The organism is Bacillus sp. USDA818B3_A (assembly GCF_009928415.1).
Classification (GTDB): Bacteria; Bacillota; Bacilli; order Bacillales; family Cytobacillaceae; genus Neobacillus.
The window spans coordinates 20,238-27,895 of the sequence record NZ_JAABNN010000001.1 but is presented as its reverse complement, the minus strand read 5'-3'; the positions used below and the strand labels follow the sequence as shown (position 1 = coordinate 27,895).

General features: G+C 41.0%; 9 protein-coding genes. 7 read left to right on the top strand and 2 right to left on the bottom strand.

The features are described from left to right. The first annotated feature begins 215 nt into the window (after nt 1-215). The 5 genes from GXK58_RS00150 (at nt 216) to GXK58_RS00130 (ending at nt 5,386) form a co-directional block, all read left to right on the top strand. Nucleotides 216-2,378 (top strand): xanthine dehydrogenase family protein molybdopterin-binding subunit, encoded by a 2,163-nt coding sequence (locus GXK58_RS00150; protein ID WP_160718695.1) that lies wholly within the window; start codon nt 216-218, stop codon nt 2,376-2,378. Then, nucleotides 2,375-2,851: a (2Fe-2S)-binding protein gene (locus GXK58_RS00145; RefSeq protein WP_160718693.1), complete on the top strand. Its 477-nt coding sequence runs from the start codon at nt 2,375-2,377 to the stop codon at nt 2,849-2,851. Before GXK58_RS00150 ends, GXK58_RS00145 begins: the two co-directional genes overlap by 4 nt. Further along, nucleotides 2,836-3,705 (top strand): FAD binding domain-containing protein, encoded by an 870-nt coding sequence (locus GXK58_RS00140; protein ID WP_160718691.1) that lies wholly within the window; start codon nt 2,836-2,838, stop codon nt 3,703-3,705. Before GXK58_RS00145 ends, GXK58_RS00140 begins: the two co-directional genes overlap by 16 nt. Before the next feature lie 25 nt (nt 3,706-3,730). Then, on the top strand, nt 3,731-4,525 hold the full coding sequence (locus tag GXK58_RS00135; RefSeq protein ID WP_160718689.1) for an XdhC family protein: 795 nt from the start codon (nt 3,731-3,733) through the stop codon (nt 4,523-4,525). Between the two features lie 249 nt (nt 4,526-4,774). Further along, nucleotides 4,775-5,386, top strand: coding sequence for a thermonuclease family protein (locus tag GXK58_RS00130; protein ID WP_237389515.1), 612 nt, complete (start codon nt 4,775-4,777; stop codon nt 5,384-5,386). A 13-nt stretch (nt 5,387-5,399) separates the two neighbouring features. On the opposite strand, the gene GXK58_RS00125 is transcribed toward GXK58_RS00130, so the two are convergent. Both GXK58_RS00125 and GXK58_RS00120 read right to left on the bottom strand, forming a co-directional pair. Further along, nucleotides 5,400-5,666: a hypothetical protein gene (locus tag GXK58_RS00125; RefSeq protein ID WP_160718687.1), complete on the bottom strand. Its 267-nt coding sequence runs from the start codon at nt 5,664-5,666 to the stop codon at nt 5,400-5,402. A 56-nt stretch (nt 5,667-5,722) separates the two neighbouring features. Further along, nucleotides 5,723-6,592 (bottom strand): cation diffusion facilitator family transporter, encoded by an 870-nt coding sequence (locus tag GXK58_RS00120; protein ID WP_160718685.1) that lies wholly within the window; start codon nt 6,590-6,592, stop codon nt 5,723-5,725. Nucleotides 6,593-6,876: 284 nt separating this feature from the next. On the opposite strand from GXK58_RS00120, the gene GXK58_RS00115 reads away from it, so the two are divergent. Beyond that, a complete protein-coding gene (locus GXK58_RS00115) occupies nt 6,877-7,215 on the top strand; it encodes a YmaF family protein (protein ID WP_160718683.1) in 339 nt (112 codons plus the stop codon). Nucleotides 7,216-7,356: 141 nt separating this feature from the next. After that, a complete protein-coding gene (locus GXK58_RS00110; protein ID WP_160718681.1) occupies nt 7,357-7,608 on the top strand; it encodes a hypothetical protein in 252 nt (83 codons plus the stop codon). The last annotated feature ends 50 nt before the right edge of the window (nt 7,609-7,658 follow it).

Here is a 7,658-nt window from a genome sequence, read left to right as displayed (position 1 = left end):
AGCCAATAGGGCTTATTGACGACTGAGCAAGCGAACAAAGAGAGAACTGGGTCACCAATAGGAACTTATATACGAACCTCCATTCAAAAAAAGAAGCAGCATAATATCTTAAAGGAAATTAATCATAAAATATCCTTGTTATTTATAAAATCATAGGAAGAGGTCTCTATGAATATATGTCCCCTTTAAAATATGAGTCGAAGGGTGTTGATGCAATGAATCTAAAAGACATAAGCACCGCAGTGCCCAAAAAAGACCATAGCGGCAAAGTATCGGGCCAGTTACCTTATATTAGCGACGTAAAAGTGGAAAATATGGTGTATGGTGTTTTGTATCGCTCGCCCATTGCTTATGGAAAAATCACCTCCATCCAATTACCAAACCTTCCGGAAGGATATGAAGCGGTCGGAGCAGAGGATATCCCCGGGCTAAACTATGTAAAAATCATTAAAGAAGATCAGCCCATTTTTGCTAATGAATGGGTCAACTATATCGGAGAGCCGATTCTCATGCTCGTTGGAGAAGACCTGAATACCTTATACAGTTTGTTGGAAGAAGTAAAAATAGAATTTGAAGAACATCAGGCGATCTACACATTAGAAGAAGCCATCCAACAAAAATCTGCACTCGGTGTAACCATGGCAAGCTATGAATTTGGGGAAAGCTTAGATATCATCTCAGCAATCGAGCAAAAAGCCCGCCAAATCATCGAAGAAGAATATGATACAGGTTACCAAGAGCATGTCTACCTTGAGCCACAAGGAATGCTCGCCATTTATAACAAAGATGAAATTGTTGTCCAAGGATCGATGCAATGTCTTTATTATATAAAAAATGCCTTACTAAACGCTTTAGCCTGTGGTGACAATGAAGTCAGAGTGATTCAAAGTCCGACCGGAGGAGGGTTTGGCGGCAAAGAAGAATTTCCTTCGATGATGGCGTGTCACGTAGCTGTTGCGGCAAAAGCAGTGAAAAAATCGGTGATGCTCGTATTTGACCGTTCCGAGGATATGGCAGTGACAACGAAACGGCATCCGGCCAAACTTAAATACAGGACGGCCCTTGATGAGCAAGGAAATATTTTGAGTATGAGTGTGGATGTGTTTCTTGATGGGGGAGCGAATGAGGGCTTGAGCTCGGTCGTCCTGCAGCGCGCCTTACTCAACAGTGCCGGGGTTTATAAAATACCGCATTTTCATGCAAAAGGGTATGTTTTAAAAACCAATACCGTTCCGAACGGCGCCTTCAGAGGCTTTGGTGCTCCGCAAAGCTTTGCCGGAATCGAAAGTCATATCGGGCACCTTAGTAAACTAGCAAACATCGATCCGCTCGCATTTAAACGAAACTACCTCGTCAAACAAGGCGACCCCACCATCACCAAAGGAATATTCCGCGACCCTATCTTAGTGGAAGAGATGATCGAGGATTTACTAAACACATCACAATACAAACAGAAAAAAGCGGAGTTTCATCGTTTGAATCAACAAAACCCGCGTTATAAAAAAGGCATCGGGACTTCGCTGTTTCTCCATGGCTGCGGATTTACGGGAAGCGGCGAAAGAGATCATATCAAAGCAACGGTGAAACTGGTGAAAACAAAAGACGACCTGGTATCACTAAAAATCTCCAATTCTGATATGGGACAAGGCATTTATACAACGCTTAGTAAAATTGTCGCCAAAGAACTCGACCTCCCATTAGAAAGAGTTCTATACCCGAATCCTGATACAAAAGAGGTTCCCGACTCCGGTCCAACCGTAGCCTCCAGGACAACGATGATTGTCGGAAAACTATTAGAACGTGCCGCTAAAAAACTAAAGGCTCAGTGGAAACCAGGGAAAGAGCAGGAAGTGGTCGAGAACTATGTTCACCGTGAAATGATTCCTTGGGACGAAAAAACCTTTACCGGAGACGCCTACCCGGCTTATTCATGGGGTGTCAATATCGTTGAAGTAGAGGTGGATACGTTAACTGGTAATGTAAAGCTGGAAAAAGTGTACGGAAATTATGAAGTGGGAAAAGTTATCGATGAACGGATCATGAAAGGCCAAATTGACGGTGGTTTGGCGCAAGGATTAGCCTACGGCTATTTAGAAAAAATGACGTCCAAGCAAGGCAAAATTCAGCAAAAGAGCATCTCGGATTATGGACCGCCAACTTCACTGGATGTGGCAGCCATTGAAAGCAAGGTCTTTGATAACCCCTATGCCGATGGTCCATATGGGGCGAAGGGTGCGGGTGAATTGACGTTAATCGGCGGCGCTCCAGCCGTTCAAGCGGCAATCGAGGATGCACTGCAAACTTCTTTTCAACAAATTCCGGTTACACCTGAAGTCATAATCGAAAGTCTCTGGATGAGAGAAGGTGAAGAAGGTTGATTAAATTTACCCTTAATGGAAAACCCATAGAAACGGATGCACCTCCCACAACAAGATTATTAGATTTAGTAAGAGATGAGTTTGAGTTAATCGGCACAAAGGAAGGCTGCGGGGAAGGCGAGTGCGGCGCGTGCAGTGTATTTGTGAACGGTCTTCTGCAAAACAGCTGCCTGATCCCGATTGGCGCCATGGAAGGAGCCGATATTCAAACCATCGAAGGAATCATTGACACAGAACAATTTAAAATTTTAGATGAGAGCTATTCCATAGCCGGTGGAGTGCAATGCGGTTACTGCATTCCTGGGATGGTCATGGCAAGTGCCGCTTTGTTATCCAAAAACCATCATCCTTCCGAAGCGGAGATTCGGGAAGGCATTTCCGGAAATCTGTGCCGGTGTACGGGCTACAATATGATTGTTGAGGCAATTAATCTAGCAGCAAAAAAAGGTGACGGCATATGGCAGAAAAAATAACCGCCTATCGTTTTGATCAGTTAGACGAGACTCTGAGCCAATTGAACAAAGAAGACTGTGCCATCATGGCCGGTGGCACCGATGTGATGGTTTTTCACAAAAGCCGCAGGGGAGTACCTCCGAAGATTCCTAAACCAATAGTGTTTATTGACCATCTTCCAGAATTAAAACAGGTGTACCAGAATCATCAGGATCTTCACATTGGTGCCTGCTGTACTTATAGTGAATTACTTGAAAACCCACTTATTCCTCAAGCCTTAAAGAACGCAATTCAAACCATTGCGGCACCAGCCATTAGAAACAGAGGCACATTGGGAGGGAATATTTGCAATGCTTCACCGGCCGGTGACACATTGCCATTATTATATGTGTACAACGCAAAACTTTTGCTCCGCTCCATTAACGGGGATCGCATCGTAGAAATTAGCGATTTTATTCAAGGTCCACGAAGGGTCGGGCGGTTTCAAAATGAAATCCTCGCTGAAATAATCTTGCCGTCCAATTTAGAAAAAGAGGCCTATGTTGTTTTTGAAAAAGTAGGCAACCGTAACGCAGATGCCATTGCCAAAGTAACGTTTGCCGGATTGATCCGGATAAAAGATACGCGTATTGAAGATGTCCGCTTTGCCTTCGGTGCGGTCGGACCTACGATGGTCCGTTCGATTGAGAATGAGAAAAAGCTGCTTGGTAAGACCCTGCCATTAAAAGCGGCAGACATCAATCAGGTGGTGGCAGCCTTCGATAAAATCATTACACCTATCGACGATCAACGGTCCACGGCAGCTTACAGAAAAATGGTCGCCTTAAATCTGTTGCGTTATTTTCTTAGCAGGAAGCAATATCAATCGGACTAATCGATACAAAAGGGGGGAGCTATTCATGCTGCTGATGGAAAAAGTGGCCTTGCTGAACCGTCAAAACGAAACCTTTGCTCTAGCCATGATTATTGAATCAAAGGGCTCTACTCCCAGACATGTTGGAAAAATGATTGTATACCGTGATGGGACGATTGAAGGCACGGTTGGAGGGGGCTTGGCTGAACACTATATCATTCAAGAAAGTGTAAAGGCCATTAAAAATGGTCAATCGGCAACCGTTGAATATAAATTGAACAGACATGCAAAGGATGGAATTCAGATGAGCTGTGGCGGCACGCTGCGGGTCTTTATTGAAGTCTATACAAGCAGGCCTGAACTCGTTTTAGCTGGAGCCGGTCATTTAGGATCTGCGCTTGCAAAACTTGCAGATTTCCTTGAATATCCTTATTGCATGGTCGATGACCGCATTGGTTATTGTACGAAGGAACGTTTTCCCAATGCAACAAACCTTTTTGTTAACGAGGATATAGGCCAGGCCTTACTTTCCGCCAACCTAAACGAAAAATCATATGTAGTCATCGTGACGAAGGATCGTGATGAGATTGTCTTGAAAACAGCTTTGCAATTTCCGGTTGCCTACGTAGGGATGGTTGCCAGCAAGCGCAAGGTTATCACCATTTTTGAAAAATTAAAAAGTGAAGGGGTCACACCAGAACAGTTGGAGCAGGTTCATTCACCGATTGGATTAGAAATTGGCTCGGAAACCACACAAGAAATTGCTATGAGTATTATGGGTGAAATCATCAAAGCAAGTAAGGAAAACAAACCTTTAAGAGTGAAACAGTTAAATAGATAAAGATAAGAACGATTATTGGTTTTATTCTATTAATAGAATAAAGCCTTTTTTTGTTGGGGAAAAGGGGGAAATGAGGGGTATGCGAATTTACTTGTCATAATAAATTTACATAATTCCGCAAAAGCAACTGACCATTATATACATTTAACAATATATGAATGTTGAAGAGACGCAATTGGACATCAGAAATGTAGAACGGGAGCCGAACAAACTGGAAAGTATTTGCCGTGAAAAAGTGGAGGTGGTTAGTTGAGAAAAGGAATGACAGGCGTCGCCTTATTGTCAGCGGCAACACTATTTGCGTTACATCCATCCATTATTCAGAAAGGAGAAATAAAACCAAATATTCTACAGGATGAGCTCCCAGTGAGTACCTCACATGATAGCGAAGAATTAGTAGTAACCCCTGCCGGACAAGTCCCCGTTACTTTAGTGGATACAATTGATGGCGATACTATAAAAGTATATCTGCAGGGAAAAATCGAAACGATTCGTTATTTGCTGATTGATACACCGGAATCAAAAAATCCAAAAATGTGTGTCCAGCCATATGCATTGGAAGCGGCCAGAAGAAATGACGAGCTGGTGAAGAGCGGCACCTTAACAATTGAATTCGAGCAGGGGAACAGCAAGGATTCTTACGGTCGACTGTTAGCCTATATTTATGTTGATGGACAATCCGTCCAGGAAACACTGCTGAAGGAAGGATACGCACGAGTGGGGTATATTATGAATCCACCCTACAAATACCTCTCACTATACAATTCCGATGAAAGTTCAGCAAAAAAGAGTCATTTAAACATCTGGAGCAAGACGGATTTTGTAACAAAATGGGGGTTTTATGGGTGTGCATCTGGTTAGAAATATAAACAAACTATGGTTTTAACCTTCTAATTTTCCCATAAGAAATGATGATTAATCCGCAAATCAATGCTACACCTATGAAGGTAAATAGAAAAAACAGCGGAGTACCTGCTGTCCCGAAAGCCACTTCACTTTGAAGTGGTTTTACTTTTTCCCATCTATTTGCAATATCGGGTTTATAATTCTTTGTTCTTATATAACCTGTTATTAACGTTACGGCTAAATAAAGGAAATGAATGACAAAGGAAACAATTAAAGATTGAATAATAGTTTTCAATTAAGCACACACCTTTTAAAATCGTTCATTACCATAAGATATAAATATCCATATCCTTAATTGGGTTCAACATGGACATGAACATCATAAACGCTATGTTCAGCTATTAATTTTTGTTCTACCTCGGTGGCAATATCGTGTGCTTTCCGAATATCTAAATGGGAGTTAACTAAAATAACAATATCAACCACGACGTTATTCCCATAATTCCTGGCTTTTATATCTTTAATACCTTTGACACCAAAGCAACTGTTGATTGTTGCTTTATATAATTCTATAACTTTTTCATCAAAACCATCAGTTAAATTATGGGAAGCCTCCCTGAAAATCTCCCAACCTGTTTTACAAATAATCAGGCCCACAATGATTGCTGTTAATGGATCCAGCCAAGGAAGACCGAATTGGGTGCCAATAATCCCAATAAATGTCCCTGCGCTGACCCATGCGTCAGACAGATTATCCTTTGCAGCAGCCATAACAGATTGGCTATTCGTATCTTTTGCCAACTTTTTATTATACCGATAAACAAAATACATAACTATGGCACAAAAGAGACCTGTCCAAGCCGAGAGTAAATCTGGTGATTCACTGCTTCTATTGAAAATGCTTGTAATCGCTTCATAAGTTACTTGTATTCCAACAACTAACATAATAAACGAAGCGATCAAAGAGGCAATGGTTTCGCTTTTCCAGTGACCGTAAGGATGGTCATCATCAGCAGGCCGCTGGGATATTTTTAATCCTATTAGAACGGCAATTGAGGCTATTATATCAGTGGCATTATTTAATCCATCTGCTTTAAGGGCTTCAGAATGTGCTATGTATCCAAAAATTAATTTTAAAGACGACAAACAAATATAAGCAATAATGCTAATAATGGCTCCCCGTTCTCCACGTTTCAAATCTAAATATGCTTGTTCTTCCATCTTTTTCACCTTCATTTTTAATCCTTAATCATTATCATATAAAAAGATCAAGTGGGTCTAGAGAAACCTTTTGTCGTTATTCTAACTAAGTAATAGGGATGAAAAAAAGTTGCGTTGAGGAAAACGGCAGAATTATAAAAAAAATCTCAACATAATAGAATGAACTTTTTTGAGTAGTCTTTGGAAAGGGTGTTCTTATTACGGGGCATATGAAATTCCACCCATGTCCAATAACATAATTTAAAAATAAACCCAATATCATGGTAAAAAGGGGGAATGTGGTTATGGCTAAGGTAGGAAAAGATGATTTTGTGAACGGTTTTGTACCGCATCATAATCATGGTTCAGTGGATTATACTTCGGTGGCGGATGGGCATGTACATCAATGTTTAGATGTGACTTCTCCTCCAGTCCAAACCCAGGATGGAAACCATATTCATTATACAGAAGGCTATGTCATGTTTGAAGACGGTCATACCCATCATTATAAAGCCTATTCGGGTCCAGCTATACCAGTTGGAAATGGGATGCATGTCCATTATTATGATTTTTATACCACTGAAAATGATGGGCATCGCCATCATGTCAAAGGCGTCGACCATCCAGCTCCAGGTAATAAATAAGAACTGCGAATAAAAGCCAAAGCTCAGAATAATCATCTCTGAGCGTTTTTTTTTGGATTAAATATGCATGTGATTTTTGCTGTTTTTATGTACTATTATAGAACAAATGTTCTAAAATAGATAAGGAAGAGGTGAAAGGTAATGGAGTTTAATTTGGAAGTCCATTTAATTATTGAAGGTACAGGGCTGGCTTCTAGAGGAAGGTTTACAGCACGGAACAAGCATGAAATTCCAAACGTTGCTCATCAGTACATACAAAGTATAAAACTTGAAACTGGGTATCGTAGAACGCTAATTGAAGGGGTTATTGTAAATGGAACAATAGACATAACAGACGAAGTAATAAAAATCGAAACGCAACCGATTCCACCTATGGATGATATTTTTTGGTAAGGATTGACTACTGATTGAAATCCATTAAGTTAAAATCGGTTGAAAATGTA